This window comes from Kitasatospora sp. NPDC059577, from assembly GCF_042735475.1.
Taxonomy (GTDB): Bacteria; Actinomycetota; Actinomycetes; order Streptomycetales; family Streptomycetaceae; genus Kitasatospora.
On record NZ_JBHWBZ010000088.1, the window covers coordinates 1 to 26,753 of the forward strand.

Consider the following 26,753-nt stretch of genomic DNA (forward strand, 5'->3'; position numbering starts at 1 on the left):
GCGTAGACGGTTTCCCAGGGTGGGTAGTCGTGCGGGAGGTAGCGCCAGGGATGCCGGTGCGGTCGATGTAGAGGATCGCGTCGAGGAGGTCGCGCGGGTCGTGTTCGGGCGGCCGGCCGAAGGCAAGGGCTCGTGCGGTGCGTGCCTGGCGCCAGGCGGTCAGGGTGGGTTCGATCAGTGCCCAGCGGGCGTCGGACAGGTCGCTCGGATACGGTCGACGATCCGTCATGATGGCGGCATACTGCGGGATCGTCGTCTTGGCCATGGTCCGCGCATCTGCGCGGACAGATGCCATCGAGGCCGGCCTTTTGGAATGAGACAGGACGGAGTGCGCATCTTCGGCGGGCTTTCGTGGGCAGGTGCCACGCCGGTCACTTCTGCCTCGGGAGTCGCGCCAAGGGCTCCGACCGGACGGCTCGAAAACCCGCATCAACCAGCGCTTTCATGGGTGAAACGCCCAGTGAGGGCCCGTTTCAGAAGTGCACAGGCGGGCGCGTTCCTCCGGGTTCAGAGGCTGCGGATAGCTTCACCAAGGTCGCTGCCGTAGGACGACCAGCAGATCACTGATCCGTCGGAATCGATTTCTCCCATGTACCAGTCGTCATCACCCTTGGCCCTTACCAAGCACAGGCCCTGGAAGTCGATGATGACCTCGGACGGGAGCACCTCGTAGTCGGCCTGTCCCGCCAGCTCCACCACCACCAACCGCTGGAGCGAGAGCAGGGCTGCAGTCTCGTCTCCCGATACGGCGCGTATGCGTTCGAGCGTCCATCCGTCAGGCAGGGCAGAAGTCACGACGCAAGGGTCGCAGTTTCGGGCGAAGGAGTGCCACTAGTGCTGTGACCGAGAAGGTTCGCCGGGTTGCTCATCAGGCAGCGAGGGCAGGGCGGCCTCCCCAGCGGAGGCCTTTCTCGCCGCGGATGCGGGCTCGTTCGCGGCGTTGGGCGGCCAGGATGTCGGGATGGCGTGCGTTGGCGTTGCGCCAGCGCAGGTAACGGTGCAGTTCGCGGGTCTGGACCGTGTGGTTGGGGTGGTTGGAGTTGGCCAGGGTGAACTGCCGCAGTGGTCCGAAGTGCGCCTCGATCGGATTGGCCCAAGAGGCGCTGGTCGGGGTGAAGCACAGCTCGACCTTGTTCTTCCGGGCCCACTGCCGGATCTTGGTCCCCTTGTGGGCGGAGAGGTTGTCCAGGATCACGTAGATGGGGGCGCCGTCGGGTCGGGCGGCCCGGATGGATCTGAGCGCGGCGAGGGTGTTCGCGGCGCCCTTGCGGCGGCGGTTCACTCCCCACAGGGTGTCGTCGCCGATCGAGTAGCAGCCGTGGAAGTAGGTCACGCCGTGGGTGCGGTGGTAGGTCGCCGGCAGCCGGTCGGGCCGGCCCTGCTCGGCCCAGCAGGAGCCGCCGGTGGGGCGGATGCCCAGCGGTCCGAACTCGTCGAACGCGAATGTTCGGTCGGGGAAATGCTCCAGGACATGCTCGATCCGGTCGAGCTTGGCATCGTAGTCGGGGTCGGTGGATTCCTTCCACGTCTTGGTCCGCTGGAAGGTGACGCCGCGTCGGGCGAGGAGACAGCGCAGGGCCTCGCGGCCGATGCGGATCACCCGGCCGTGGACGCGGCGCAGGTAGGCGAGGAGCTTGCGTATCGACCAGCGGGTGAAGGGCTGGCCGAGCTTGGTGGGTCGGGTGCTGGCCGTTCAGGGCTGAGCTGGCGGGGACGGCCTCCCGCCCAGCGAGGGTCCAGGCAGGCGAGTCCGATCTCGTTGAAGCGGTGGATGACGTCACGCACCGTGTCCTCGTCCGCCTGCACCAGCCGGGCGATGACCGGCACCCGGTTGCCGCCGGCCGAGGCCATCAGCATCATCGCCCGTCGGTAGCGCACCGTGCTGGTGCTGCCCCGGCGCACGATCCGCTGTAACTGCCGCCCCTCCTGATCGGTCAGTCTTCGTACTCGGACCGGCTCTGCCATCGACGCCTCCACGTATCGGATGGGGTGTGTCCCATATCCAACCGGTCCGGAGCGCGCCGCCGCGAGACCCGACCCGTCTCGGTGCGACAGACCCGGGCAGCCGTGCAGGACCCGGCAGCTCACATGGGCAGGGCAGTCGCATTCGTCGGCGCGTCAGATCTCAAATTGGCGCCGCTCTCCGCATCGACGACGCGTGCGCGGGTAGGAAACCCGGGGGGCGCCCGGAGTGCTTGGGGTGGGTGTTCGACAAAGGATGTCCTCGGCAACTGGGGCAGCAACGTCGCCGCTACGCACGAGACCACCTTCAACGTCACCTGCCAATGACCCGGCAGTGAGGCGACCGGATGGCGGAGGTGCTGTCGATCGGCTCCGACGCCATCCGGGTCCAGGGGTCAGGGGTCAGGGGTGGACGAGCTTGAACCTGACGAACTCCTCGTTGACGATGAAGATCTCCTCCTCGGCGGCCAGCCACCGCTTGCGGTCCTGCAGCTTGCTGGTCTTGATCCTCTTCTTCGTCCCCGCCACCTTGAGGTAGAACTCGTCGCCGCCCAGGTCCTCGATCTGCCAGCGGGTGCCACAGCTGCTCTTCTCCAGCCTGATGTCGGCTCCGTAGAGGCACCAGGTGCGGTACTCGCCCCAGTTGGCGGACGTCGACTCGATGCTGTAGGTGAGGTCGTCGGCGTGCAGGGTGAAGACCAGGGCGGTGCCGTTGCCCGGCTGGTTCGTCAGGAGCGCGTAGTCCCAGCCCGCGTACACCTCGAACGTCGCCCCGCGGCCCGAGTTGGCCTGGACGAGGTAGACGGGGTCGAAGACGGTCTCCCGCTTCGAGGGCGCGGGGTGGGCGAAGCTCGCGGGGAACCGGTGACCGGCGGCGCGGTTCGCGGTGCCCTGGGCCGTCGACGCCGGGGCGGCACCCGCCAGCAGGGCGAGGCAGCCGGCCGCGGCGACCGCCGTGCGTCGCAGCGATCGGTGCAGCAGCAGTGACTTCCACATGGGCGTACCCCTCAGCGTTCGGCGTGGCCGGACTTCGATCCATCGGCCATCCTCGCCGTCCGGGAATCGGACTTCAGCGAACGGTTCCGGGGGGCCAGGGAATTCACACGGAAGAGTGAGTCTCGGGGCGTCGATAAAGGCGGCAGGCCCGCTCTCGCCGCGTGACCAAGCAACCCGGCGAACCTATGTGGTCACAGCACTAGCCGCTATGACCACCTGCGAGAGATCACCTGGGAGGACATCATCACGGTCCGGGACGCTGTCACCGGCAAACAGCGCGAAAGCCGTATCGTCGCCCTGCGGTCGCTGTTCAGGCATGCGAAGAGGAACGGCCAGATCTTCCGCAATCCCACGATCCGCATCCGCGTCCCCAGGCAGACCGGCGGTGTCCTCCAAGCTCTCGTCCAGGGGGATATCGACGAGGCTGTCGCCGCAGCCGGCACTCCGGACGTCCGGCTCATCGTCGCGCTCGCAGCTGTTCACGCGGCACGGCCGAAGATGATCCGCACCATGCAGTTGGAGGACGTTGACCTCGGCAACCGGCGCATCACCGTCGGCGGTCACGTCCGTCCGCTCGACGACCTCACCCACCGTGCGGTCCTGGACTGGCTCGACCACCGCCGCAACCGCTGGCCGAACACGGCCAACCCCCACCTGCTGATCACCCAGAAGGCCGCCGTCGAACTCGGCCCGGCTGGCAAACTCTGGACCACCCGGGCCACCCGCAACCTCACCGCCACCCTCGAACGGCTCCGCGTCGACCGCCAGCTCGAAGAGGCTCTCACCCCCGGCGCCGACCCGCTCCACCTCGCACTGGTCTTCGGCATCGACGAGAAGACCGCCATCCGCTACGCGGACTCAGCACGCCAACTCCTTCAGTCGAACATCGAGTCCGCCCCCATCGCTGCATTCCCTTCCCCGCCTTCAGCCACAAACTAATCGTCGGGCAACCATTGGTTCCGGCGTGTCGAGACCGTCAGCGCACCGATCAGCGGTGTGCTATTTTGCATGAAATCCAAGAGAGTGCTGCTATCTATGGCGGCGACTGCTGCGCTAGGTGCCTTGGTACTGTTCATCGTCGCCTTGTGGCGGATCCCTTGGTGGTTGGATCACCACTACCTGACAGATGATCTGACACCCGCACAGGCCACAGCGGTTTCAGGGATGCGGACAGCCCTGGTGACGCTGGGAGCCGGCCTTCTAGTGACTGCTGGGCTGTTTTATACGCACAGAACACTGGAACTGACGCGGGAGGGTCATGTCACCGATCGCTTCACCAAGGCAGTTGAGCAACTTGGCTCCACCGTGCTCGAAGTTCGTTTGGGTGGGGTTTACTCCCTGGAAAGGATCATGCATGACTCACCCAAGGACTACCAGACCGTCCTGGAGGTAGTCGCGGCCTTCGTTCGAGAGCGCGCCATCCCCCTTCAACAGGGGGTGTCTACTAGCGATCCTCGTGTCGCGCGGGCGCTTCGGCGCGTCTCGCAGACAGCAGCGCCATCAGTAAAGCCAACCACTGACGTGCAGGCTGCGCTGACCGTCTTGGGCCGTCGCACTTTGACTCACCGAGGTCGCCACCCTCTAGATCTCTCTAACGCTCATTTGGAAGGTTCTGGTCTGATGAACGCTGACCTGAGCAGCACCATTTTGGTTGGCGCCCACTTGGAGGGCGCCAACCTATCTTTCTCAAATCTAAGGAATTCTCTGTTGGTCAACGCTCGACTGGACGGCGCACTGATGGCCGTTACTCAGATGCAGGGCGCGCTTCTAGCGGGTGCAAGGCTGAGAGACGCGATGATGGTTGGCGCGAACCTGGACGACGCCGATTTGAAGGGTGCAGTCATGGATGGAGCATTGCTCGCTACTGTGGACCTTACAAATGTCAAAAATCTTACAGTGGACCAGATTGTGGCAGCTAAGCCGGACTCCAGCACGCGGTTGCCTTCGCACCTAGCTACGGATGAGCGGGTGCGCGAACGGATCCGCCACGTAGAGGCGGCTGGAGAATCAGAGCCTGCCTGAGAGGCGTGGGCCTGTCGGCACGCCGGCCTGTCCAGACCGACCCGGAGCCCGCCCCAGCGCACCCGGGTTGCCCTGACCCGGGCCGTGCAGACTCTTCCGCCGAAGCTGTGGCGATCGCTGACCTGGGACCAGGGCACGGAGATGACAGCCCAGCAGGCATTCACCATCGCCACCGGCATACCCGTCTACTTCTGCAACCCCGCCAGCCCCTGGCAGCGCGGCTCGAACGAGAACACCAACCGCCTGTTGCGGCAGTACTTCCCAAAGGGCACCGACCTGACCCGCCACACACCCGACGAACTGATGTCCGCCGCCGCCGAGCTCAACAGCCGCCCACGCAAAACGCTCGGCTGGGACACCCCAGCCGAGCGCATGCATAGACTGCTCGCGGCCTGATCAACCAAACACGTGTTGCAACGACCCCTCGAATTCGCCGCAGGTGACGGCCTTCCAGTGCTTTCTCAGGGCCCCAGCAGCCTACCGCCGGGCACAGACACCGCCCCCGACCGGGGACGGCCCGCTACGCCCACTCCACGCCGTGCTCGGCCAGCTGCGCGAGCTGCCCCGCAAGCCCGGCCCACAGGTCGGCCTCCGCGTAGTGCCAGGCGTTGAACAGCACCTGCCGCACGTACTTACACGCCAGCCCCGCGGTCTCCTTCTTCTCGCCGACGCGGGTCCGCATCTGGCTGGCGCCGAGATCGAGGCCTCGTCCTTCCGGACGATCTGGCGGGTCCTGCGGGCCCTTGCTGTCTACGACGCCCGGGTGGTCGGCCGGATCACCGAGCTGCGCGCCCACCGCGCCCAGCCCCAGCGCACCATCACGGCGGAGGCCGACGGGGAGGGCATCGGGGCCGGGGAAGGCGAGCGGCGGCCTGCGGTGTCGGAGCCGCCGGTCGAGTGGTTGCGGATCAACGCCGGCCACCACGCCCAAGCCATCCTGTAAGACGTGAAGCAGCGGACGTTCAACCCGCGGGACACCGAGTGGCAGCGCAAGCACTCCCTCGCCGTGTTCCACATCGAGCACGGCCACCTCGACCCCACCGACCAGGACGACGCACGCTGAGCTGGTCTCCTGGCCCGCCCGCCAGCGGCACCTGAACGGCCAGGGCCTGCTCGACCCCGCCCGCATCTCGGAACTGGACGCGCTCGGCATGATTTGGTCGAAGCACGCCAAGGCCTGGGAGTGGGGCCACGCCTACGCGAAGGCCTTCCATCACCAGCGCGGCCACCTGGTGATCCCCACTACAGCGAAACTCGACGACTACGCGGTGGGCGCCTGGATGCGCCGCCAGTGCAGGGTCGGCAACCTCACTGTCTCATAACATCACAACGATTCGAGACTGAACCACAGATCTCATGAGATAGATCTGAACAGCGCAAGTAGACCTGGTGTGTCGCTTCCGGGCGGACCGTCCCGGTCGAGCGGCAGACAGCGGTGCGGATCCTCGCCGCTGGGGCTTGAACCCCTGTGGCCGTCGTCTGGAACGGGGTGCGCAGCACCGTTTCGGCACGTCTGATCGTCGGGTCAGGCTCGTGACGTTGCGTCATCCGGTCATGGGGGGGTGCACCTCTACGCCTGAACGGCGTACTGTGGGAGCAGTGAAGCTCATGTTCGAAGCGTCGCCCATCTGTGCCCTTCGGACGGAGTACTAGCGGAGTGTCACGCGTCGGTGGCCAGACGATCCGACCCAATGCCGGTGTGTGCCGCAAAACCGCTACGCCCTTCGCGGGAGTCCGTGTCGGCGGGGCCGTGCCCGCGCAAGCCCTTCGGCTCGGAGTCCATGGTGTGTGCGGGAAGCGAGATGAACGCATTCGCCGACCAGCTCATGATCAGGTACCTGGCGCAGGACCAGGCCGAGCTACTCCTGGTCCCGCAGGACGACACCGACCGGCGCCGGGTGCAGGCCCTTCTTGCGGCTGTCTACGAACCGAGCCTGCTGGAGGTGCGGTGCGTGGACAAGGTCGCCGTCCGGGTGACCGGCTTTCAGGTGCCCGTGGCCGCTCCGGTGACGGTCCGTGGAAGCTGGGAAAAGCTGTTGCCAGACGTCGCCCAGGCGCGCGCCGTGCTGGAGGTCCCGACTGCCGCTGAGCCGCAGTGGATCGATCTGGCGCTGGAAGCCGTGGTCACCGCGCGGGTCGAGCTGACCGCGGGCGCGCTGGACGCGCTCGACTCCGAGGACCTCCGCTCCGAGGAGTTCGCCGCCCTCACCGACGAGGAGTTCGCCCAGCGCTTCTCCTTCCTCGACCTCACCGAACTGATGCGCCGCGCCGAGGTCGCCGACCTGGCGGAGCTCCGGGAGCAGTTCCCCCGGCTGTACCGCCTGCACTACGCGCAGCCGCCCCCCTTCGACCCAGGTGTGCCCGGCCGGATCTACCGGCTGGGTGTGTCCGTGTTGTTCTTCCCCGACCTGGACCTCGGCGCAGCCTTGCGCCGGCTGGCCCGGTGCCGGCGGGCGCTGGACGACCTGCGCCCGCGACCCGACGAGTACGACGGGGGAGAACTGCTCGCCGCCAGTGCATGGCTGGCGGTCTTCCCCGCCACCGCGCTTACTTCCCCAGCCGTGCCCTGGACGGCCGAGCAGGTGTCGCGCCTGCTCGCCGCAGAGGGCTCCGTGGCCGCGTTCGTGGAGACCACCTGAGCTCGTTCCACCTTTCCGAAGGACAGTCTCGTGACAGACCGTCACGCATTTTCACCGTCGGACCTTACGTAAGGAGCGGTCGATGGCGGTCAAGTACATCGATGTCAAGGCCAGCAGTGACCTGTTCGCGCCGGCCGTCCGGGCATTCGGGGACATCGCAATCATCGGCAGGAGCGGCTTCGGCACTGCGGCGGCGAAGCCCAAGGACATCGGCTCGCCGGCGGAGGCGGCGAAGAGCTTCCCGAACGGGCTGACCAGCTTGTCGGGCGACGCCGCCAAGGATTCCCACGCCATCATCGTCCCGGTGGACCTGCCGGTCGGTGCTGCTGTACGGATCGGCGTGGCCGCGGACACGGAGGTCCGTACCGTGACGAAGTCGGAGGCCGTCAGGACGGAGTCGGAGGCCGTCAGCGGGAAGCACACTCTCACCCTCAACCGGGCGCTGGACCGGGAGCACAAGGCCGGCGCCGTGGTCGAGCACGAGAGCGACCTGCTGCGGGCGATCAGTGCGGTGTTCCGCCAGTCGCCGCCGCCCACCAGGGTTTGGGGCGTCCAGGTGGACTTTGCTTCCCCCCTCTGGGACGCCGCGTTGGACGAGGTCGGCACGCTGGACGTGCAGATCGTCGCGCTGGCCAACATGCCGCTCAACGACGCCAACAAGGACACGCTCGGCCGGCTCGCCGACCATGTGAAGAACGTCGGCGGGGACGGCAAGGAGCGTATCGGCGTTGCCATGCTGGACAGGGACCTCCCCGTCGACAAGATGGTCGAGCAGAACGCTGCCCCTGTGAAGAACGAGCGGATGGTGCTGGTCGCTCACAGGTCTCCGGACGACGTGGCTGCCGCCACGGCCGGGGTGATCGCCGGGTACCGGCCGCACATCTCCATGCTACTCAAGCCGATCGACGTCGTGATGACGGGTCCGTTCGCCGACTCCGACGTCACCCTGCTTGACGATGCCCGGATCAACTGGATCACCAGCCCCGTCCTGCTCCCTGGTCACGCGCAGTACCTGGGCGAGGGTTACACCGCCGACGAGGGCGGCGGCAAGAAGTACATCGACGTCGTCCGCACCCTCGACGACGTCAACTTCCGGATCACGGCCCAGCTGATCAGGGCGATCGGCAACCTGAGGGTCTCCCGGGTCGGGCTGCGCTCCGTGGTGACACTGGTTGAGTCGGTGCTCGCGCCCCTGGTGCAGCAGGAGGTGATCGAGGACTTCGCGGTCGTGATCCCGCTGTTGGTCCTCTACGACAAGGACCCGGTGCAGCTCAACCCGGCGGAGGAGCAGAAGCTCAAAGACGCCCGCAGCATGCGGTCGGTCCCCATGACGGTGTCCGTCGTCTACGCCGGCGCGATCCACCGGCTGACGATCGACCTGGCCTTCACCTGACTGGGCTGCCGGGACAGCCGGTCAGCCAGGGAATCTCATCAGGGAAGATCAACAGGGAAGTGAGGGGCGACCATGCCCGAAGCCACCAAGTGGGACACCCGCCTGACGGTGATGCTGGACGGCACCGCCGTGTCACCCATCGACTCGTTCAACCCGATCTTCAACGTCCCGGTCCAGCCGGTCCACTCGCTGGAGGCCGACAACGTGGCCTATGTCGTCCAGCCGAAGGCCTTCACCTTCACCATGGCGGTGAAGGCGATCGGCACGGCCGTCGCCACCCTGACCAAGCTGGCCCTGGAGCGCACCAGCTTCGGCATCGGCGTGCAGGAGCAGAAGGGCACGGACTGGACGTTCAAGAAGATCACCTTCAACGACTGCTACATCACGTCCGTCGCCAACACCATCGTGATCGATGGTGTCCCGACCACCACGTTCAACTGCATCTGCCTGCAGGTCAGCCCCGAGAGCTGAGCCGCGCGGGAGCTCTGAGGAGCCGTGACCTACGGAGGTTGTGATGACGGAACCGCTGCCGGGACTTGGCGGGGAGCGACCGGACCCGGACGAGAGCGTGCTGCCGGTGGCCCGCGGCGGGCTGGTGGCGGTGAGCGCGGGGGAGAAGATCGTCGCGGCGCCCGGCTCCGAAGCCGCGGTGGCCGCCGCAGCCGCCGCGGGCGGCGAGGTGCACTACTGGTTCCCCGTCAAGGTGGTGCTGGCCGACGGTGGTGAACAGCCGCCGCCCGGCGACGACGTCGTCGAAACCGTCTGTGCCGCGCTGTACGAGGCACTGAGCTGACCGACCGACCGATCCGAACTGAGGAGCGGGCATGCCACGGGCCATCTGCCACTTCCCGATCACGGTGTCGCTGGGCCCTGACCCGACGGCCGAGGACCTGGAACGGCTGGAACAGGCCGTCGTGAAGCAGCTCACCGAGCGGCTGGCCGAGGCACGATGGCAGTTGGAACTGGGGCTCGCCGGGCCGTGGCAGGCGGTCGGCCCGGTGGGCCGCCGGGCGGAGGAGAACGCCGACCCTGACTGGATCGGCGCGTCGGGCACGGTCCACCAGGTGCCCTCGTACGACGCCGGCGGCGCGCCGCGGCCGGTCCGGGTGCAAGCCGCCCCGCCTTCGGGCCGGCCAACGACCCAGCTGCCCGCGGACCGGCCGTTCGACATCACCGCCTCGTACGCCGGAGGCCCCTACGGAGAGCACGATCTGCCCTTCGAGCTCGGTCGGCGCGGGATGCGGATGCTGATCACCTCCTCCGGGCGCGGCGCCGACGTGGCGGCCTTCGACCCGTCCAACGGCGAGGTCTGGGTGATCGACAACAAGGCCATCGGGGCCCGGGCGAAGCTGCGGGGTGAGGACACCACCGCCCTCGGCACAAACCTCGGGACCAGCCTGGAGGAGATCGAAACGCTGGTCCGCGGCATGCCGGACTTCCCCGAGCGGGCCGGGATCCTGCGGCGGCTGGAGGGCGCGTCGGCGGCCGTGCGGGCCGGGAAGCCGATTCCTGACGGGCTCGGCATCTGGCTCAAGCTCACCAACGCGGGCGGTTACGGCCACAGGGCGAGGATCCTCCCGCCCCAGGTGGAGCCGGAGGACGTGGTCGGGCCGGAGGTGCGGGCCCAACGGAAGCGGGACGAGGCGGAGGCACGTGCGGAAGGCGGACGGAGGAACGAGGCTGTGTCGACCGGACGGCCGCGCAGCCACGAGGAGACGACGGCCGTACGCGAACGGGTCGGCGGCGTCCGCTCGCGGGAGCCGGTGCCCGGCGGGCGGGCGGCGGACAGTCCGCCGCCGCTGCCGGGCTCCCAGCTCGGCCGCCGCCTGCGGGTGCTCGGCGGGGAGGTGCTCGTGCTCGCTGGCCTGTTCGCCTGGGAGATGCTGATGACCAAGCTGGAGTGGGCCATCGAGGACGCCTGGCTCCGGCCGCGGGCGGAGCGCCGGATGCGGGAACTCGAACCGGTGGTCACCGCGCGCCTCGACGCGCTCATCGACGACCTGGCGGAGATCCAGCTTAGTCACCCCGGCAATCCGCTCTACGGCGTGATCGGGCTGCTGACCATCCTCCACCGGGCCCCGGGCGAGGACGAGGCGCCGATCGGTCTCACGATCGAACTCACCTCGGTGTCGGTGGGCACGGAGAAGGTCGATCGAACCGAGCATTCGCGGACCTGGGTGGGTAGCTGGCTGACCGCTCGGGCACCGGAGGACCATACCCAATGGACCTTCTCGATCGAGCTCGACCCGCTGAGCGGGCCCGAGCTGCGGGACCACCTGCTGCGGCGGATCGCCGCCGAGGCGTTCGAGGCCGGCTCGTCCTCCGCCACCCCGCGCGAGCTGCTGGCCTCGCGGCACCGGCGCGACGAACTGCTGCGTCGGCTCACCGAATGGGGCGGGCCGTGAGCGCCGGCGGCGGCACCGTTTGGATCCGGCCGCACCGGCCGGACCAGGTGCATTTCGAGGGTTTCGGCGGCGGCAGCCCGGATCCTGAACTGCGCCGAAGGGTGGAGCGGGTGCTGTTGCGGGCGGTCGCCACCGTACTCGACCGGCTGGAGCCGGCGGACCTGGCGATCGAGCGGCCGTCGTCCGCCGGTGCGGGCCCGGGGCCCGCGTTCGTCGAACCGCCGGGTACCGCGTCCACGCCGGTGGCGGCCGCCTTCGACGCCGTACCTCCCGGGGCGGCCGTGCCGACGCCGACCGTGGGCGAGTTGGAACCCGCCGAGGCGGAGCCCACCGAGACCGGGCCCACGGGGGCCGGGCCGCGAAGCGGGGCTCGGCTGGCGTTCGCGATGTCGCTGCCTGTCGACCTGGTGGAGGGCCCGCCGGAGCCCGGGATGCCCACCGCCGCGCCGTCAGCACCGCAGCCTGCCGCGCCCGCCGCGGTGCCGCCTGTCGCACCGTCGGCCGTGTCCGCCGCCGTCTCCGTCCCTGTCCCCGTCCCCGTTCCCGGTGCCGCTCCCGCCGACGCACCGCCGGCCGGCCTGTCCGCGCCGTCCGCGCCCGACGAGGTGATCGAAGGTGTCAGTGGTCTTGAGGACCGGGGGGTGATGACCCTCCCGGAGGGCCGGACGGTCGTGCTGGTGGGACACGCCTCGCGCTACGTCCGGGCAACCAACCTCTCCCGGGCGATCCAGCTGGGCCGGGCCGTCTTTGGCGCCACCTCCTTCGCTGTGCTGGAAGGCCCGCTGGGCGCGCCGGACACCAGGATTTGGGCGGTCGCGACCGACATCACGGTCAGCAACGAGGATCTGGAGATTCTCGAGGGAAAGGCCGCCACCGGGGCGGAGTTGAAGGCCGTCAAGGCCACCGTGGAGCGGGTGCTGACGGATCGGGAAGGCCACCGCTACGAGATCGTCACCGTGATCACCAAGGAACGCAACACCGTGAGCACGGATCTGGGGGCCGGTCTCCAGCTGCAACGGCGACTGACGGCCGGCGGGGCGGAGCTGGGCGAGGAGGCGGTCCGGGTGATGGTCTTCACCGTCCTGGACCCGCTCGTCGACCAAGCGCTCGCTGGCGACACCGAGCGGCTCCGGGAGGCCGCCGAGCGGCTGGCCGAGTTGGACGCGGCGGCGTTCGCCCTTGTCGACTGGATCACCAAGTGCCGGTATCTCACCGTCCTGGTCAAGGCGTGGACCTGGAAGGCGCAGCAGCGGGCGATCGTCGAACTCATGTGCTCGCTGCAGAGCGTCGCCGAGTTGGACGCGGTGCGGCAGCGGCTGGCCGAGGCCAGAATCGCCACTCAGTTGTTCGAGGACGTCGGAGACGACCTGTGGCACCTGCTGGTCACCGTCGGCACCAGGTTCGGCGGTCACGAGGAGCTGACAGCGAAGGCTGTCACTGCCCTGGTCGTCGAGTCGTTCGCGCTGCCGCCGGAGACCAGGCAGGCGATCCGCGAGAACGCACTGACCGGCGCGGGCGAGGAACTGACTGACGTGCTGCGGTTGCAGGTCATGTCGGCCGCCGGTGCGGTCGTGAGCATGCTACGCGGGATGATCGAGGGACTGGAGCTGATGGTCACCCGGCCCGATCAGGTGATCATCGGCCTCGGTCAGCTGGCCCGGCTGGTCGTGCTGTGCGAGCTCTCCCGCTATGACTACGCGCCAGCGCTGGCCGAGATGCGCAAGCTGGTGCAGCAGATCGGCCCGAAGCTGGCGGCTGGGGTGCGGGGCGCGGCGGTGCTCCGCGTCGGCGGGAACGTCCTGAGCAAGATCTGGTGGGCGGTGGTCGTCGAGGTGGCGTCCTGGTTCATCGGCATCGGCGAGGTCAAGGCGGCCGCTGAGGCCGCCGGGCTGACCGAGAAGCTGGCCGTGCTGGCACGGTTCCTCGGCCTGATCGGCAAGGCGGCGGAGAGCGCCGAAGGCCAGCGCGCGGTGCTCCGGCTGACCCGGTTGGCCCGCGCGATGCTGGCCGGCAGCGTGGTGCTGCGGGAAGCCGAGGGGGAGTCGGCAGTCATACGGCTGCTCTCCCACCTTCCGGCGGAGGAAGAGGCCCGGCTCGCCCGGCTGCTGGACCGTCACGAGATCGCCGAGGGAGCCACCCTGGCGCAGCTGTCGGCCCATCCGCACCTGGGGGAAGCGGTCCAGCGGTCGGTGCGCAAGGCGGAGATCCTGCAGACCTTCGCAGGCAAGTCCGGTGGCCTGACCGAGGAGCTCGGTGCGTGGTTCCGCCACCTGGCCGGGCCCGGCGGCTTCGAGGAACGCGAACTCGCGACGATGGCGAAGGTGCTCAAGCCCGGCGAGGGCGGCACGTTCCTGGCGGCGCTGGAACAGATCGGGTTCCGGCGGATAGGCGCGGGCGGAGAAGTGGGGGCCGGGTTCCTGACCGCCCTGGCGGGGAGCCCCCGGGGGATGGATGCGGTGCGGGTGGTCGGCTGGAAGGTCATCAGGGCGGCGTTCGAGCACGCGGGCGGAGAGGCGGAGCGGTTCGAGGCCGTGCTGCTGGAAGTCGCCCGGGCGCAGGAGCGGGCCCGGCAGGGGAACAAGGCGGCCACCTTCGCCTCCATGTTGGAGCAGCTCGGCCGTGGCGACACCGAGGCTTGGCAGGTGGCCACCGGGATGGCCAGGGCTGGACGGAAGATCGAGCACGCGGACGTGTTGGCCTGGATCGAGCGGACCCGGAGCCTCTACCGCGGGACACCGCAAGAAAGGGATATGGGGAATCTGCTGGAGCGGCTGTCGCAGGAGAACCCGGAACGGGCCGGAGCGGTGATCGAGGAGATCGACCGCCGTCTCGCCGCTGGCGGCAAGGGCGCCCTCGTCGACCCGGCGAACCTCGCGGAGATGGTCGACGACGCCGCCAAGTGGGCGGGCGAGGACGAGAAGCTGCTGTCCCACGTTCCGGCGGACGAACCGTTCGACATCACCGCTTCGCATGCCGGCGCTGCCTATGGCGAGCACGACCTGCCGTTCGCACTCGACAAGGACGGGATGGACATGCTGATCACCTCCTCCGGGGCGGGGGCCCACAGGCTCCACGGGCACGGTGCCGACGCGGTGGCCTTCAGTCGGGCGACCGGCGAGATCTGGGTGATCGACAACAAGGCCACGGGCAGCCTGGGAAAGCTGCCGGGCGAGAAGGCCACCGCCCTCGGCCAGAACCTCCGGAGCACCATGGAGGAGATCGTCACGCTGGTTCGTGGCATGCCGGAGTTCGAGGAGAAAGCGGATCTCCTCCGGCGGCTGGAGAGCGCACTGGAGGCGGTGAACGCCGGTAAGCCGATCCCCAAGGAACTCGCGGTGAAGCTCAAGCTCACCAACGCCGGCGGCTACGGCCACGGCGCGCGGAACCTGCCGTTGCAGGTGGAGTACAAGGACGTGGTCGATGATGCGGCCAGGAAGCAGCGCAGGGCGGACCTGACGGAGGCGAGATGGCTGGCGGGGGAGAGCAGGGAGAGGATTCGGACCGGACGGCCGCCCAGCCACGAGGAGACCGAGGCCATGCGGGAAGCGGTCTGGGGTGCTCGCTCCCGTCGGCCGGTCTCCGGCAAGCAGACCGCGCCCGAGCCGGTTCTCCCGCCTGAGTTGGCACCACCGGCCGCGCAGCCGGGTCCCGCGGTCGGACCGGAGCCGTCCGCATCGCCGGTTCTCGCGCCGGAGCCTGAAGCGTCCGCACTGCCAGCCCCCGCCCCCGAGCCCGAACTACCCGCCCCGGAGTCCCCCGCCCGGGCACGGGTGGTCCTCGAGGAGCGGGCCGCCCCGCTACCCGAGGAAGTGCTCGAGGAAGTGCTCGAGGAAGTGCTAGAGGAACTGCCGGACGAGCCGCCCGCCCGGGCCGCCCGGGCCGCCCGCCGCCCCGACGACGGTAACGCGAAGAGGTAGGTGAAGGAGCATGGTCGCCGGCCGGAACGTCCCCGTGCTGATCGGTGCCGTGCCCCTGTTCACCGTCACCAGTCTGAGCCTGAACGAGGGTTACCAGGTGGTCCGGATCGCCGGAAGTCGGCTCGCCCAGTTGGTCGCGCCGACCACCCGGACCATCTCGGTCGACGCGGTGCTGGTCGGCTCCACCCGGCTGGTCGTCAAGAAGGGCCTGGAGAGCCTGGCGATGACGTCGCGTGCCTTGGCAGCCGCGACCGCGCCGTTTGTGAGCCTGGCCGGCATCCCGGTGGTCTGCGGGATGACCGTCAGCCTGGACATGCAGATCACCAGCCTGAAGTTCACCCAGTCCAACCAGAAGCGGGACGCCATCGACGTCGTCATCACCCTCGAACAGGTGCCGCGCTCCAGCGTGTCGGCGATCGTCGGTGAGGCGCTGGACATGGCGCTGGCCGCCGGCATGCTCGCCGTCCCCAGCCTCAGCGGCAACATCCCGATCGAACGCCAGCTCGGAGGAACACTGTGAGCACGCCCCGCTCCTCGGCCGCCCCCCGCCCTCCGGACGCCCCGGAGTACCGCCGGCTACCCGTCGAAGCCGACGAGGGCCTGCCCCAGGTGTTCACCTGCCGCATCGGTGACACCTCCTACGAGTTCGGCCTCTACGCCGTGGTCGACGCCCGCCCGGACGACCCGCTGGACACCGTCTACGACCTGGGCCCGGGGCCCGCCGCGGACCCACCGGTCACGCCGCCCGGCTACCTGGTGCTGCGGGTGGTCCGCCAGGGCGCGGGCGGGCCGCGGACCGCCCTGCTGCGCAAGCTCGTCGCCGAGCCGGGGCTGGTCCACCCCGCCGACCGGCTGGCCGTCCGGCTGCTGGAGGCCCGGGTGGCCCGGGGCAACCTCAACGGCCGGGGCCACTACGGCAGCAGCATCGTGATCGGGGTGGCCGAGCGATGGGCGTGATCATCTCCTACCTGGTCGACTTCCCGACGCTCGGCGTCAAGGTGTCCAACGACGCCGTCTCCGGGGGCCTCCAGGTGGACGCCGAGATCATCGTGAAGTACGCCTTCGGCGAGGCCGGCACCTTCGAGATCCACCTGGCGGACCTCCCGATGGCCGCGCACCGGCAGCTGGTCGCCGCGCTCGCCGGCGCCGGCACCGGCCCGGACGGTGGGGTCAAGGTGTCCGTCCGGCTCGGCTACCTGGACGTCCCCGGCGCCCGCCGGACGGTGCTGACCGGCCGGGTGGTGAAGCTGACCTCCTCGACCCGGTACCCGCCGCTCGGCATCACCCTCAGCGGCTTCGAGGAGGCCGCGTACAAGCTGCTGGCCGCCGTCGCCGTCAACGTGGAGAAGGACGTCACCCGCACCGCCCGCATCATGCTGCGCAAGATCACGCCCACCCGGGCGGCCGAGTGGGTCGCGGCAGCGGCCGGCGTCGAGCTGACCGGCCCGCGCGACGACGAGGAGGAGCTCGACAGCATCAACTCCGAGGACCGCCATGCCTTCGGCTTGCTGAAGCGGCTCGCCGACGCGTACGGAGCCGAACTGCTGGTGCAGGAGGGCGCGGTGCAGTTCGGGAAGGCCGTGAGCTACCCGCCGGATAGCGGACTGCCGTCGGTACCCGACCCGTCCGCCCTGCTGGCCCTGTTCACCGCCGAGGACACCCTGATCGCGGTGAAGGGGATGACCAGCGCCCGGCTGGCCGAGTTCCGCCCCGCCCACCTCGGCCCGGTCTCCGCGTTCGGCGTCGAGAGCGACTTGCCGAAGGGCGACGTGTCCGCCTTCGACTTCACCGTGCTCGGTGTGCCCGACCTGCGGGCCGGGCAACTGGTCGCGGCCAGCGTCCAGGGCTATCAGAACCCGCTGGACGGCTTCCGGATCGTCCAGCTCACCCACAAGCTGGCCCGGAGCACCGGCTACGTCTGCACCGGCCGGGCGACGGCCTTCACCAAGGCGACGGCCTCCTTCTTGGGGACGGGCTCCGCCAGGGACGGCAACCGGCAGGCCACCGCCAAGGCGCGCCGCGGCACCCCGCAGGCCGTGGCCGCCGCGATCACCCGCCGGATCAGGGACGAACTCGCGTTCACACCGTCCGTGGACGTCGGGCAGGCGCGCACCGCCGATCCGGCCGCCCGTACGGTGAGCCTCGGCTACGGACAGACCGGCGACCGCCTGGTGGTCTCGCCCAGTGTCGACCTGCCGGTGCCCGACGACGACCGCCTGCTGCCCGACAAGCCGCTCGCCGCGCCGTTCGCCTGGCATCGCGTCGGCCTCTCCGTCCCCGTCTACGCGGGCATGCGCGCCCTGCTGAACGACGTTCGGGACGTGCGGGACGACACGGTCGTCACCGGCTTCCTCTGGGCGAACGACAGCGACGGGCGGATGGACCGGCCGAAGGCCCGAAGCGGCGACTGGTGGCTCTGCCTGCCCACCGAGCTGTCGTCGGGCCCCACCCCGCGCCCCACCGGCAAGGGTGCCAACGACCTCACCGCCGCCGACGGCCGCCGGGTCGTCGAGGCGGTCGGGCTGAAGGTCTCGGTCGGCAAGGACGCCTGCTCGCCGGTCGGCGACCGCCCCGAGGACGGCGCCGCGGACGAGTTCCTGCTGCACCACAAGTCCGGCACCGAGGTGCGGATCGACTCCCGCGGCAGCGTGAGCGTCACGGCCGCCGCCACCGGCAAGGTGACGGGCGGCGCCGCCGACAGCGGCGGTGAGGTCACGGTCGGCGTCGGTGCCACCGGCAAGGTGACGGTCAGCGCGGGAAGCGGCGGCCAGGTGACGGTCAGCGCGGACGGTGCCGAGCTGAGCCTCGCGAAGCAGAATGTGACCCTGTCGGCCGGCGGCGTGACGCTGACGGTCGGAGACGGAAAGGTGGCGATCCGCTGATGCCTCTGGTACTCGTCGAAGGCGCCGTCATCAGCTGCCCGCACGGCGGGACGAGCAAACTCCTGGGCGGCAGTCCGAGCGCCACCGTCAACGGCCAGGGCGTGCTCACCTCCGGCAAGGAGGCCGGCATCGTGTTCGGCGGCGCGCCCGGCCCGCCACCGCCCGGCATGGTCACACCCTGCACGGCGGTCACTCCCGCCGGGACACCGCAGCCGTGCGTCACCGCGCCCACGCCACCCCAGAGGCTGGCCCGGCACCTGCTGGTCGGCGAGCAGCCCGCCCTGCTGGCGACCGCGGGCGGCGCCACCGCCAGCGGCGCCGGGCCCGGGAAATGGCAGGTCACCGACCCGGGCCAGCAGATCCTGGAGGCCGAGTGATGGCCGATCCCGGACTCACCACCCCCGGACCGACCGGTCTCCCGGCCACCCGCCCGCCCGGCGGACCGGCCCCCGGGGCGCCCGCCCTGGGCCGCAGCCTCGCCATCGACGACGGGGACCTCGTCATCGACCGCACCACCCACGGGCCCGCCCTGGTCGAGGGCTTCCCGGCCCTCGTCCAGGCCCTCGTCCTGACCGTCCGCACCCAGGTCGGCACCGACCTCCTCAACGTCGGCTTCGGCTTCGACGCCCTCGCCGTCACCCGCTACGCCGAGGGTGCCGCGGCCCGCCGCGAGCACATCCGGATGGAGCTGGTCCGCTGCCTCGACACCGACCCCAGGGTCACCGGCGTGCGCGAGGTCCTCTTCGAGGACGACCCGCGCCTCGCCGAACTCGCCCCCGACCGGGCCGCGCTCCGCGACCCGGACGCCGAACGCGCCAGCCGCAGCCACACCGTGTACGCCGTCGTGGACACCGTCGCCGGCACGGCGCTGACGATCGAAACGGGAGGACGCCTTGAGTGACCAGGACCAGTACGGCGTGACCCCGGAGGGCTTCGTACTCAAGGGGCTCGACCGCATCGTCGCCGACCAGCAGGCCCGCGCCCGCGCCATGTTCGGCAGCGACGTCGACCTCGGCTCGGGCAGCGCGCTGCGCAAGGTGCTCGACGCGGCGGCCGTCCACGTCCACGAGCTCTGGCGCGCCATGGAGAAGCAGTACTACGCCAACTTCGTCACCACCGCCCAGGGCGACGCCCTCAACCTGCTCGGTACCGACCTCGGCCTGGAACGGCAGTTCCAGTACGCCACCGGCACCGCCGCCCTCGCCCTCACCGGCGCCGACCCGCAGCACCGGTTCACCCTGCCCCGCGGCACCGTCGTCGAGACCCAGGGCGACCCGCCGCACACCAGCCTGCGCACCACCGCCACGGTCACCCTCATCGCCGGCGCGCTGCCGCTCACGGTCGGCGTCCGGGCCGTCCTGCGCGGCCGTGCCGGGGAACTGCCGGCCGGGCAGGCCCTGCGACTGGAGCCCAACTGGGCCCGGCTCCACCTCAACCTCGGGCCCGCCGTCGTCACCGCCGCCGTGTCCACCGCGGTCACCGGCGGCACGCTGCGCGAACCCGACGACACCTACCGGGCCCGGCTGCTCGGCGTCCCGCACACCCTGTGGACCAAGGACGCCCTGCTCGCCCGGATCCTCGACGTGCCCGGCGTGCGGGACGCCGCCGTGTTCGACCCGCTTGGCGGCGTCGAGAGCTCCCGGGGCGACTTCCACACCTACCAGTTCGGCCAGCGCACCTTCACCGCCGGCCGCCGTACCGGCTCCCCGTACTTCTTCGACGTCGTCGTCGCCGTCGAGGAGGGATGGCCCTGGCACAAGGACGAGAGCTCCGTCCCGCCGGTCTACGAAGGCGTGCTGGACGTCGTCCGCCAGTGGCGGCCGGTCTCCGTCTTCCCCGACATCAAACCCGCCGACCAGGTGGACGTCGGCATCCGCGGCACCCTGGTCGTCCAGGCCGGGCACGACCCGGAGGCCATCCGCGGCGAGATCCTCACCGCCGTCCAGGCCGGGGTGGACCGGCTGCGCCTCGGACGCAGCGTCCTCCACTCCGACATCGTACTCACAGCGCGGTCCGTCGCTGGCGTCGTGGACGTGCAGAACCTCCGGCTGCGCCGCGGCGCCCCGGCCTTCGGCGGCGTAGGCCTCGGACACGCCGTCTTCGGCAGCGCGGCCGAGCTGTCGGTGGGCGAGAACCTCACTCTCGCGGCCGAGGAGATCGCCCAGTTCGCCCTCGACAGCCAGCTGATCGACCTCCAGGTGGCCGGGCCATGAGTACTGACGGGTGCCCGACGGCCGGCAGCGACCCGCTCGGCTCCGCCGACCTGTTCGAGGTGCTGAGCGGCGGCCTCACCCCCGTTTACGACCGGGGCATGGAGCGCCGGACCCTCCCGCTCGCCGCCGCCGAACCGGTTCCCGGCGTGGTCGAACTGCACCCCCTCGCCTACGACTTCGCCCACTACGCGGACCGTTGGGGCCGCGAACCCGACGCCCCCCGCTATCTGCTCGCCCCCACCCGGACGACCGGCGAAGCGGTCACCGTTGAGGTCGCCTTCGGGCGCACCGGCGCGTCCGAGGAGACGGTTGAGACGACCGAGGCACGGTTCCCGGCCGGCTGGCCCGGCGGCGACGCCGTCGCCGTCGAACTGCCCGGACGCGCCGACGAGTTCACCCACGCGCTGCGGATCACCGCGATCCGGCCCAGGCCCCCCGCGCCGCAGGGTGCGGGCGACTGGCGGCTCACCGTACTGCTCGGCAACCTCGCCAAGCTGCTCTGGGTGGTCGGCAGGGACTACCAGGACGTCACCCGCCGGCTCGCCGACGTCGCCGCACAGCGCAACGCCCACAGTGCCCGCGCCGCCGGCCTCGACCTGCTCGGCCAGGACCTCGGCGCCCCTCGCTTCCCGCCCCGCCCCTACTCGTGGGACGACCGGACCGTCGCGCTCTACCACTTCGACGACGTCCCGCCGGACGGCTCCTCCGAGGTCCTGACCGTCGCCGACGCCGGCGGCCGATTCGGCGCCACGCCCCACGACGGGACCAACGAGGGGGCCCGGCCGGGCCGCGCCGGGCGCTTCTCCCGCGCCTTTGGCTTCGGACCGGACGGCGGCATCAGCGTCCCCGACCACCCCGATCTCGCCGTCGCCGCCGACGCCGACCTCACCGCCGAGGCCGTCGTCCGCCCCGACCGAGCCGCCACAGGCACCGGCACCGTCCTCGCCAAACGCGACCGCCTCGACCCCGCCGCGCCCGGCTGGTCGCTCACCATCGGCGGCTTCCGCGGAATCGACCACAACCTGCGGCTCTCCCTCGGCGACGGCACCAGGCACCCCGAGCTCTTCGCCGACCGCGACCTCGGCGACGGCCGCTTCCACCACCTCGCCGCGACCCTGCGGCGCACCCCGGACGGCACCGTCGTCGGTCTGTACCTGGACGGCGTCCAGGTGACCCGTGAGGTCGTCCCCGGGCTCGGCGCCCTCACCAGCCACGCCCCCCTGCTCATCGGCCGCTTCAGGGAGACCACTCCCACGGCGCCCGCGGCCGCCCAGTACCAGGGCCTGATCGAGGAGGTCCGGCTCTCGAAGACCGCCCGCACCTGCTTCGACCCGGTCACCGGAGAGGGTGACGAGCACTACCGGCACCGCCTGGAGCTCTTCCAACGCTGGCTGGTGCCCACCCCCTACGCCCTCCAGGACGCGCTCAACCGAGCGGCTGGCCGGGTCCGCGGCGACCCGCCGCCTGCCGACGACCCGCACGCACCCCCGACCTCCTTCGAGATCGACGAGACCACCGGCGCGATCGCCACCGGCTCGCTCGACCTGCGAGTCCTCCCGGCGCCACTTACCACCGGCCAGTCCATCACCGCCGACGGTGACCGGCTTCGCAGCGAGGCCGAGGCCGTCGGCACCGCCGCCGAGGAGTCCGACTTCGACCCCGGCTGGCTCTGCCGCCACCCCGGCGCCACCGGGCTCGCCTTCGCCGACGACAACGGCCGGCTGATGCAACTCGGCGTTCGCCGCGCGCTGGACGCGCTGCTCACCCGGCTCGGCCTTCTCGCACCCTGCACCCTCACCGTGGTCCGGGGCTACGACCCGTCCGCGACCGACGACCTCTGCTCCGTTGGCCGGGCCCTGCTGCTGCGGCTCGACGGGCCCGGCGGCCCCGCCGGCCCCGGCCCGACTGCGGAACTCGGCGTCCAGGCGCACGCCGCCGGCTTCGGCTGGGTCGGCCACACCGCCGACGGCCTGCTGCGCGTCGCCCAGCCGGCCGGCGACGCCTTCGCCATCACCCTGACCACCGACCCCGCCGCACCGCCGCTCCCCGGCACCGACCTGACGTGCGGCCAGTCCGCCGACCTCGTCCTCGACCCCGACCCGAGCGGGCTCCCCGACGTCGCGCTCCGCTGGTCCGTCACGTCCGGCGGCCCCGGCACCGCGAAAGTCGAACGCGCCCCCGGCCGGCCCGCCGCGCTGAGGGCGGGCGCCGCCGGAGACGTCACCGTCACCGTCGAGGCGGGCCGGTCCGGCCACACCCGCACCGGACGCCGGGTGGTCCGCATCGGTGTGACGGAGGCCGAGCTGACCGCCGCCGGATCGATCAGCCGCGACGGCCGGCTCGGCGCCACCGAGGCCCAGGCGGCCGGCGCGCTCACCGAGGACTTCGACCCGGCCTACCTCCAGCTGCGCACCGACGACCTGACCGCCCCGCCCCGCCGGGTGGTCTTCGGGCCCGATCCGGGAGCGCGCCGGATGCAGCCGGCCGCCGGTGCGGCCCTGGACCGCCTGCTCGACCTGCTCGGCCCGACGGCTGGCAGTCTGCATGTGCTCGCCGCCTTCGACCCGGCCCCGCCCGGACAGCCCGACCACGGTCTGGCAGGCCAGGGCCGTGTCCTGGAGCTCACCCACGACACCCTGTCCGCACAGGCCCTGGCCGTGCGTGCCTTCGCTGCCGGGGCCGACCACGTCGCGCTCCCGCCACCAGACACCGGCGGCGGGCCCGCCACCGTGCGGATCGCGGTCGCAGCGGGCGGGCAACTGCGCGCGGCGGTCGTGGGCGCCACCCGGGCCGTCGGATCCGCCGGGGCCGAGGTGCGGGTGACGGAGACCGTCACGGTCGACGTCACCCCGCGGGTGGCGCCCGCCGCCGCCTGCCTCGCCCCCGACGGCGGCCGGCTCTTCCTCTCCGACCCCGGCCGACACCGGGTCCTAGCCGTCCAGCTGTCGGCCACTGCGCCGACCGAGCTGCCCGTTCCGACGCTCTCCGCCGACCGGCCGGTGCGCCCGCTGCCCGGCGCGCTCGCCTTCGCGGGCGGCTGGCTCATCGTCGCCCACCGGGCCCTCGGGCGGCTGGACGCACTCGACCCCGTCACCCTGGAGCCCGTCCGGTCAATCGTCGACCTGCCCGCTCCGACGGCCCTGGCCACCGACGGCGCCAGGCTCTTCGTCGCCTGCGCCGGCGACACTAGCCTTCGCGCGTTCGACGTGGAGAGCCTGGAGCAGACCGGCAGTCTCGACCTTTGGGGCACGCCCACCGCGCTCGCGACCGGCCCGAACAGCCCGGTGCTCGTCGTCCTGTTCGACGGCGGCGGGTTCTGCCTGGTGACCCGGACCGCGCTGCAGATCCAGGGTGGCATGGTCGACGCGGGTGTCAAGGCGCGGTGTGCGGCCTTCGCCTCGGACGGCACCCGGCTGTACGTGGGCGCGGACCCCGCGATCGGCGGCACCACCGGTTCCGTCCGCGTCTTCACGAACGGCGCGACCGCGCCGAGCGCCGTGGTGGACGGCTTCCCACCCGGCACCGTCCCGGTGGCGATGTGCCCGGCCACCGGCCGGCGGCAGCTGTACGTCGCGACCGCCGACCCGGGGGCGACGACCGCCGGGCGCATCCACGTGCTCGGCCCCCTCGCCCATCCGCAGGCGCCGAGCAAGGAGGGGCTGCTGCCGACGGCCTTCGACCCGGGCGGCGACTGCCGGGTGCTGGCCGCCTCCCCACCCGGCGCACCGTACCGGCCCTGCCTGCTGGCCGCGGTGGAGTCCACCGCCGCGGTGCTGCTCGCCGACCAGACCCCGCTCTCGGGCGACCCGCCGCGGCCGCCGCAACTGGCCGCCCGGCTGGTGCCGACCCTGGAGCCCGACACACAACTCACCTGGGCCACCGCACCGGTGGGCCCCGGCCGGGCCGAGCCGCGCTCACCGGAGAGCCCGGTCACCCGGGTCGCCGGCCGCGCTCCCGGCTTGGTCCGGCTGACCGCCGCCTACCTGCGGGGCAGTCCGGTGCTGCCCTACCAGTGCGAGGTGCGGCTGCGGTCGGACCTGGAGGCCCGGCCGCCGCAGGACGTGGTGGTCAGCAAGGACCAGTACGATCTGGTGCTCAACATCCTCAACTGGTTCCAGCCTCTCGGCATCGAGTTCCGGACCGGCCGCCTCCGCCGCCACGTCCGCGAACTCGCCGACGCCGAACCCGGATTGCTGCCCGCCTACACCTTCCCCGCCTACCGGACCGGAGACCGGCGGCTGCGCGCGTTCCTGACCGCACCGGCACCCGACGACCAACGGTCCGACGGCTCCAACGACGAGTACGGGACCAACGACCGACGGCGCTGACGACCCTGGAGAACGACGATGGCAATCACCCCTTACACGCCCAAGTTCAGTCACACCGACTGGATCGACAACGAGGACCGAGTGCAGGCGGGCGGCGAGAACGGCTTCAACATCCGTTTCCACAATCTGGAGACCGAGTTCGCCACCTTGGCCGAGAAGCACCTCAACCCGCTGATCAACTCGCTCTCCACGACCGGCCCGTCCTTCCTCTCGCTGATACCGATCCTGGCCCCCAAGCTGGCGTTTGATTCCGCGCCCAACGCGACGATGCCGCCGGCCTGGATGCTCAGGGGTGAGTCCGCGCAGAAAATCTCGGGGGTGTCCGAAGCGCACGGGATCATGAACATCACACTCCCCGACGGGGTGGAGATCAAGTCCATGATGGTGGCCGGGAGTCAGTCCGTGCCAACCGATCAGTTCCCCAAGCTGGTGCTGCACCGCAAGGTCGTCGAGGGCACCGCGCTTTCGGAGCCCCTGATCACGATCGACAAGTTCGGCGTCGAGGCCTTCCCCACGGGGCAGGTGATCGTCAACAACAGGACCCACCAGTACAACGTCACGGCTGATCTGGAGCACGCGACCGCGGACAGCACGGTCATCCTGTTCACCTTCCGGATCACCTATCAATGAGCGGGGCAGAGGAGGAACAGCCATGGTGCCGGTGGGACCTGCCCAAGCACAGGACAGCTCCGGCGGCCTCGACCCGGGGCAGCAGAACCCGCTGCTCAGGTACGGCGTCCGGGGTGACAGGGCGGCCGGGGAAGGCGTGATCGGCGGGATCCAGCGGCCCGGCGACCCCGGGCCCGACGGACAGAACCCGGGTGAGGAGTCACCCGGGCGCGGAATCGCCGCGACGCGGCGTGCAGGAGGATGGTGAGGACGATGCCGATCAAGCCACCGGAGTCGCAGGATGTGCCGAGCGGGTTCGATCCGGGAGACGCCAGTCCGCCGATCAGGTTCGGGGTGTTCGGGGACAGTCAGGTCGGGCCGGGGCTACTGGGCAGCAGTGGAAGAGCCGCGGGGGGCGTGGATGGCGGGATCGAGAGCGGGGCGGGCGTACTCGGTGTCAATACGGCGGTGAAGGGCGTCGGGGTGCACGGCAGCTGCCGCGCGGGGACGGGTGTCTCCGGCCGCGGGGGTGGCGCGGGGGCGGGCGTGGCCGGGGTCGCGGAGGCCGGCCCGGGAGTGTCGGGCTGGAGCGACACCGGGCCGGGGGTCACCGGGAGCAGTGCCACCATCGGGGTGTACGGCGAGAGCAGGCACGACGGCACGACCGGGAGCGTCCTTACGGAACCGTCGGGCAGCATCGGGGTGATGGCGGTGGGAGAGGTCGGACTTCGGGCCGTGGGCGTGCCCGTTGCGGCCGAGCTCGAGGGCGACGTCCACGTGTCGGGCGGTATCAAGCTCGTGGACGGTGCCGGGCCGGTCACCGGCCTGCCCGCCGGATCGCGCGGCGCCGTCGGCGTGCCGACCGGCCGCCTGGAGCCGAGGGCACCCAGGACCACGGCAGACCCGACCCTGAGCGTGCGGCACTCCCCGGCCGCCGAATTGCGGGCCCGCTCTGACGGCGGACTGGACCTCAACTTGCTGTTCCCGGACCAACCGAAGCTGCCCGCCCTCTCGGTCACCGGCCCCTCCGGCAGGGTGGGCATCGGCACGGCCGCCCCCGCCGCAGGACTGGAGATCAACCGTGGGGCCACTAACGATCTGGCCCTGCTCCTCGTCTCCTCCGGCGCCAGTTGGGGCTCCGGGCTCCAGCTCAGCAACACCGCGAGCGGCCGCACCTTCGGCTCGTACGCCGGCGCCGACGGAAAGTGGCACTTCACTGACCGGAGCGCGCAGGCCGACCGGCTGGTCATCGATGCGGCGGGCAACGCGGGTCTGGGCACCGCTGTGCCGTCCGCAGGACTGGAGATCAACCGTGGGGCCACTAACGATCTGGCCCTGCTCCTCGTCTCCTCCGGCGCCAGTTGGGGCTCCGGGCTCCAGCTCAGCA

Annotated in this window: 21 protein-coding genes and 4 pseudogenes; 20 read left to right on the plus strand and 5 right to left on the minus strand. The window is 70.9% G+C overall.

The genetic code is table 11. The features are described from left to right. From ACFV0O_RS38735 to ACFV0O_RS38750, 4 genes and pseudogenes are all read right to left on the minus strand, one after another. Positions 1-229, minus strand: a pseudogene (locus ACFV0O_RS38735) (transposase); the annotation flags it as partial. 278 nt (positions 230-507) lie between these two features. Next, positions 508-795: a hypothetical protein gene (locus ACFV0O_RS38740; RefSeq protein WP_380349063.1), complete on the minus strand. Its 288-nt coding sequence runs from the start codon at positions 793-795 to the stop codon at positions 508-510. A 73-nt stretch (positions 796-868) separates the two neighbouring features. Next, a pseudogene (locus tag ACFV0O_RS38745) lies at positions 869-1,818 on the minus strand (IS630 family transposase). 546 nt (positions 1,819-2,364) lie between these two features. Further along, positions 2,365-2,958 (minus strand): hypothetical protein, encoded by a 594-nt coding sequence (locus ACFV0O_RS38750; RefSeq protein ID WP_380349065.1) that lies wholly within the window; start codon positions 2,956-2,958, stop codon positions 2,365-2,367. A gap of 510 nt (positions 2,959-3,468) precedes the next feature. Here ACFV0O_RS38750 and ACFV0O_RS38755 point away from each other — a divergent pair. The 3 genes and pseudogenes from ACFV0O_RS38755 to ACFV0O_RS38765 form a co-directional block, all read left to right on the plus strand. Beyond that, positions 3,469-3,897, plus strand: coding sequence for a hypothetical protein (locus ACFV0O_RS38755; protein ID WP_380349066.1), 429 nt, complete (start codon positions 3,469-3,471; stop codon positions 3,895-3,897). A gap of 69 nt (positions 3,898-3,966) precedes the next feature. After that, the gene (locus tag ACFV0O_RS38760) at positions 3,967-4,980 is read left to right on the plus strand and encodes a pentapeptide repeat-containing protein (protein ID WP_380349068.1); all 1,014 of its coding nucleotides are present in this window, start codon (positions 3,967-3,969) and stop codon (positions 4,978-4,980) included. 69 nt (positions 4,981-5,049) lie between these two features. Beyond that, positions 5,050-5,376, plus strand: a pseudogene (locus tag ACFV0O_RS38765) (IS30 family transposase); the annotation flags it as partial. Between the two features lie 124 nt (positions 5,377-5,500). Here ACFV0O_RS38765 and ACFV0O_RS38770 read toward each other — a convergent pair. Then, the gene (locus ACFV0O_RS38770; protein WP_380349070.1) at positions 5,501-5,662 is read right to left on the minus strand and encodes a hypothetical protein; all 162 of its coding nucleotides are present in this window, start codon (positions 5,660-5,662) and stop codon (positions 5,501-5,503) included. 81 nt (positions 5,663-5,743) lie between these two features. Here ACFV0O_RS38770 and ACFV0O_RS38775 point away from each other — a divergent pair, with 81 nt between their 5' ends. The 17 genes and pseudogenes from ACFV0O_RS38775 to ACFV0O_RS38855 form a co-directional block, all read left to right on the plus strand. Continuing rightward, on the plus strand, positions 5,744-5,923 hold the full coding sequence (locus tag ACFV0O_RS38775) for a hypothetical protein (RefSeq protein WP_380349072.1): 180 nt from the start codon (positions 5,744-5,746) through the stop codon (positions 5,921-5,923). A 208-nt stretch (positions 5,924-6,131) separates the two neighbouring features. Further along, positions 6,132-6,302 carry a helicase associated domain-containing protein gene (locus tag ACFV0O_RS38780; protein WP_380349074.1) on the plus strand — a complete coding sequence of 57 codons (171 nt, stop codon included), beginning with the start codon at positions 6,132-6,134 and terminating at the stop codon, positions 6,300-6,302. 480 nt (positions 6,303-6,782) lie between these two features. Next, on the plus strand, positions 6,783-7,619 hold the full coding sequence (locus tag ACFV0O_RS38785) for a hypothetical protein (protein WP_380349076.1): 837 nt from the start codon (positions 6,783-6,785) through the stop codon (positions 7,617-7,619). Between the two features lie 82 nt (positions 7,620-7,701). After that, the gene (locus ACFV0O_RS38790) at positions 7,702-9,012 is read left to right on the plus strand and encodes a hypothetical protein (protein WP_380349078.1); all 1,311 of its coding nucleotides are present in this window, start codon (positions 7,702-7,704) and stop codon (positions 9,010-9,012) included. A gap of 72 nt (positions 9,013-9,084) precedes the next feature. Beyond that, complete coding sequence (locus ACFV0O_RS38795) at positions 9,085-9,483, plus strand: hypothetical protein (protein WP_380349080.1); 399 nt, start codon at positions 9,085-9,087, stop codon at positions 9,481-9,483. A gap of 43 nt (positions 9,484-9,526) precedes the next feature. After that, positions 9,527-9,805 (plus strand): hypothetical protein, encoded by a 279-nt coding sequence (locus ACFV0O_RS38800; protein WP_380349082.1) that lies wholly within the window; start codon positions 9,527-9,529, stop codon positions 9,803-9,805. A 31-nt stretch (positions 9,806-9,836) separates the two neighbouring features. Beyond that, on the plus strand, positions 9,837-11,417 hold the full coding sequence (locus tag ACFV0O_RS38805) for a hypothetical protein (RefSeq protein WP_380349084.1): 1,581 nt from the start codon (positions 9,837-9,839) through the stop codon (positions 11,415-11,417). Between the two features lie 305 nt (positions 11,418-11,722). Beyond that, entirely contained in the window at positions 11,723-15,334 is a 3,612-nt protein-coding gene (locus ACFV0O_RS38810) for a hypothetical protein (protein WP_380349085.1), read from the plus strand. Between the two features lie 10 nt (positions 15,335-15,344). Beyond that, positions 15,345-15,854: a hypothetical protein gene (locus ACFV0O_RS38815; protein ID WP_380349087.1), complete on the plus strand. Its 510-nt coding sequence runs from the start codon at positions 15,345-15,347 to the stop codon at positions 15,852-15,854. Beyond that, positions 15,851-16,291 (plus strand): hypothetical protein, encoded by a 441-nt coding sequence (locus ACFV0O_RS38820; protein WP_380349089.1) that lies wholly within the window; start codon positions 15,851-15,853, stop codon positions 16,289-16,291. The genes ACFV0O_RS38815 and ACFV0O_RS38820 overlap by 4 nt, the downstream gene beginning before the upstream one ends. Continuing rightward, the gene (locus ACFV0O_RS38825; RefSeq protein WP_380349091.1) at positions 16,282-18,216 is read left to right on the plus strand and encodes a hypothetical protein; all 1,935 of its coding nucleotides are present in this window, start codon (positions 16,282-16,284) and stop codon (positions 18,214-18,216) included. The genes ACFV0O_RS38820 and ACFV0O_RS38825 overlap by 10 nt, the downstream gene beginning before the upstream one ends. Next, positions 18,216-18,593, plus strand: a complete 378-nt coding sequence (locus ACFV0O_RS38830) for a hypothetical protein (RefSeq protein WP_380349093.1) — start codon at positions 18,216-18,218, stop codon at positions 18,591-18,593. The genes ACFV0O_RS38825 and ACFV0O_RS38830 overlap by 1 nt, the downstream gene beginning before the upstream one ends. Continuing rightward, complete coding sequence (locus ACFV0O_RS38835; RefSeq protein ID WP_380349095.1) at positions 18,593-19,117, plus strand: hypothetical protein; 525 nt, start codon at positions 18,593-18,595, stop codon at positions 19,115-19,117. Before ACFV0O_RS38830 ends, ACFV0O_RS38835 begins: the two co-directional genes overlap by 1 nt. Next, positions 19,110-20,429 (plus strand): baseplate J/gp47 family protein, encoded by a 1,320-nt coding sequence (locus tag ACFV0O_RS38840; protein ID WP_380349096.1) that lies wholly within the window; start codon positions 19,110-19,112, stop codon positions 20,427-20,429. The genes ACFV0O_RS38835 and ACFV0O_RS38840 overlap by 8 nt, the downstream gene beginning before the upstream one ends. Next, positions 20,426-24,757: a LamG-like jellyroll fold domain-containing protein gene (locus ACFV0O_RS38845; RefSeq protein ID WP_380349098.1), complete on the plus strand. Its 4,332-nt coding sequence runs from the start codon at positions 20,426-20,428 to the stop codon at positions 24,755-24,757. Before ACFV0O_RS38840 ends, ACFV0O_RS38845 begins: the two co-directional genes overlap by 4 nt. A gap of 18 nt (positions 24,758-24,775) precedes the next feature. Next, on the plus strand, positions 24,776-25,387 hold the full coding sequence (locus ACFV0O_RS38850) for a hypothetical protein (RefSeq protein ID WP_380349099.1): 612 nt from the start codon (positions 24,776-24,778) through the stop codon (positions 25,385-25,387). A 252-nt stretch (positions 25,388-25,639) separates the two neighbouring features. Next, positions 25,640-26,753 (plus strand): annotated as a pseudogene (locus tag ACFV0O_RS38855) (hypothetical protein); the annotation flags it as partial.

Excerpts from the sequence above, each read along its gene's own strand:
- ACFV0O_RS38845 (WP_380349098.1), top strand. The coding sequence starts at position 20,426 with ATGAGTACTGACGGGTGCCCGACGGCCGGCAGCGACCCGCTCGGCTCC.
- ACFV0O_RS38795 (WP_380349080.1), top strand. The coding sequence starts at position 9,085 with ATGCCCGAAGCCACCAAGTGGGACACCCGCCTGACGGTGATGCTGGAC.
- ACFV0O_RS38800 (WP_380349082.1), top strand. The coding sequence starts at position 9,527 with ATGACGGAACCGCTGCCGGGACTTGGCGGGGAGCGACCGGACCCGGAC.
- ACFV0O_RS38750 (WP_380349065.1), bottom strand. The coding sequence starts at position 2,958 with ATGTGGAAGTCACTGCTGCTGCACCGATCGCTGCGACGCACGGCGGTC.
- ACFV0O_RS38835 (WP_380349095.1), top strand. The coding sequence starts at position 18,593 with ATGGCCGATCCCGGACTCACCACCCCCGGACCGACCGGTCTCCCGGCC.
- ACFV0O_RS38850 (WP_380349099.1), top strand. The coding sequence starts at position 24,776 with ATGGCAATCACCCCTTACACGCCCAAGTTCAGTCACACCGACTGGATC.
- ACFV0O_RS38755 (WP_380349066.1), top strand. The coding sequence starts at position 3,469 with ATGCAGTTGGAGGACGTTGACCTCGGCAACCGGCGCATCACCGTCGGC.
- ACFV0O_RS38770 (WP_380349070.1), bottom strand. The coding sequence starts at position 5,662 with ATGCGGACCCGCGTCGGCGAGAAGAAGGAGACCGCGGGGCTGGCGTGT.
- ACFV0O_RS38780 (WP_380349074.1), top strand. The coding sequence starts at position 6,132 with ATGATTTGGTCGAAGCACGCCAAGGCCTGGGAGTGGGGCCACGCCTAC.
- ACFV0O_RS38760 (WP_380349068.1), top strand. The coding sequence starts at position 3,967 with ATGAAATCCAAGAGAGTGCTGCTATCTATGGCGGCGACTGCTGCGCTA.
- ACFV0O_RS38830 (WP_380349093.1), top strand. The coding sequence starts at position 18,216 with ATGCCTCTGGTACTCGTCGAAGGCGCCGTCATCAGCTGCCCGCACGGC.
- ACFV0O_RS38805 (WP_380349084.1), top strand. The coding sequence starts at position 9,837 with ATGCCACGGGCCATCTGCCACTTCCCGATCACGGTGTCGCTGGGCCCT.
- ACFV0O_RS38785 (WP_380349076.1), top strand. The coding sequence starts at position 6,783 with ATGAACGCATTCGCCGACCAGCTCATGATCAGGTACCTGGCGCAGGAC.
- ACFV0O_RS38815 (WP_380349087.1), top strand. The coding sequence starts at position 15,345 with ATGGTCGCCGGCCGGAACGTCCCCGTGCTGATCGGTGCCGTGCCCCTG.
- ACFV0O_RS38825 (WP_380349091.1), top strand. The coding sequence starts at position 16,282 with ATGGGCGTGATCATCTCCTACCTGGTCGACTTCCCGACGCTCGGCGTC.
- ACFV0O_RS38790 (WP_380349078.1), top strand. The coding sequence starts at position 7,702 with ATGGCGGTCAAGTACATCGATGTCAAGGCCAGCAGTGACCTGTTCGCG.